Genomic DNA, 1,448 nt, shown 5'->3' with positions numbered 1-1,448 from the left:
TGATAGCAGGGCTTACAAAAACAAAAAGTCATGGGAACATATATAAAAGGAATCAACGGAAGATTCACAGGAAAAGTAGGTAGCACAGTAGGTAGCCAATGGAAAGGTATCTCTGTTATGAAATCGCTACCCGATTTTAGTAATCACAAAGCCAGTAAAAAACAATTGGCACACAGAGCAAAATTCAGACTTGCTACCAAATTTTTACAGCCACTGTATCCGGTGATACAATTGGGGTTCAAAAATCAGGACAGCTTAAAGTCGCCACAGAATGCAGCTATGTCGGAGTTAATGAAATACACCATCGAAGGTGAATATCCTGATTACAAGGTGAACCTGAATAATTTGGTGTTAGCCGTAGGATCATTAAAAGGCACAAACAGGCCAAGCGTTGAAGCTAATGGTGAAGAAGTTGTTTTTACCTGGAGATACAATGCATCAAGTGATGAAATGTTTAAAGACAATGGAGTAATTCTTGTAGCTATTGCTGAAGGCTATTATCCGGAATATACTATTGGTCAAAATGTTCGTTCTGAAGGTACAGCCAGCATGTATCTGCCAGATGCTCCTCCAGGAACAGTAGTACATTGCTATATCGCTTTTGCCGCTATGGATGATACAAACCGGGTAAGCAATAGTGTACATGCAGGAACTGTTATTATTCCGGAAGAAGGATAATAGATCATAAACCAAATCAATGCTTGAATTAAGGTCGTTTCTATTACAGGAACGGCCTTTTTAATTTGGTATGATACCACAGGCATAGCCCTTACAGACTATGCTAAAGGATACCGGACTTTCAGCCCGTGAAGTAACTTGAGGAGAGGTTTGTTGTAAAACATAAACTGTATGTTTTTACCACCAAGGCTCAAAGACACAGAGGGGTTTACGAACTATTTTGTTATTTTATTATTCATTATGATACAGGATGCAATCAGGTGATTTAAGATCTTTGAGTCATGGAGCCTTAGTGGTTTTATTATAAAAAACAATATACGAATAACCCAAACTGATTATACTATTAGATACCGGACTTTGGAATATTTCAAATTTATTTTGAGCTGTCCTTACAGGACGATAATTAACTTTATATGAATTCCCAAGGCGTTGCCTTGGGCTAAATTGAACTGTGCTTTCAGCACGATATGGAACTGCTATATTTACCAAGACTCAAGCTAGCGCGGAAATAATTTCCGTGCAATAATCAAGCTGTAAATCAATCTCATAAATTGCAAATTTAAACTGTTTATTTTTTGAGACAATAGATAAGGAATTGTATTCCGGGCAGTATTAACATATAGGCTTTTAGATAATAGCAGACCATTGATACCGGATTAAAAACACATACTCCAGTCAAATGATTATAAATCCTTGTACAAACTATAAGTTCGGCATAGCGTCTCGCTATGTCGTATAAGAAAAGGCCTCTGGCCTTAGCAAAAATCATG

General features: G+C 37.3%; 1 protein-coding gene. It reads left to right on the top strand.

The window, feature by feature from the left end; translation table 11 throughout:
• The first annotated feature begins 30 nt into the window (after window positions 1–30).
• The gene (locus tag OM075_RS25025) at window positions 31–678 is read left to right on the top strand and encodes a DUF6266 family protein (RefSeq protein WP_301193297.1); all 648 of its coding nucleotides are present in this window, start codon (window positions 31–33) and stop codon (window positions 676–678) included.
• Window positions 679–1,448: the final 770 nt, after the last annotated feature.

The organism is Plebeiibacterium sediminum, from assembly GCF_026013605.1.
Lineage (GTDB): Bacteria > Bacteroidota > Bacteroidia > Bacteroidales > Marinilabiliaceae > Saccharicrinis > Saccharicrinis sediminus.
The sequence above is the reverse complement of the archived record's forward strand: the minus strand, read 5'-3'. Positions and strand labels throughout refer to the sequence as shown.

Excerpts from the sequence above, each read along its gene's own strand:
- OM075_RS25025 (WP_301193297.1), top strand. The coding sequence starts at position 31 with ATGGGAACATATATAAAAGGAATCAACGGAAGATTCACAGGAAAAGTA.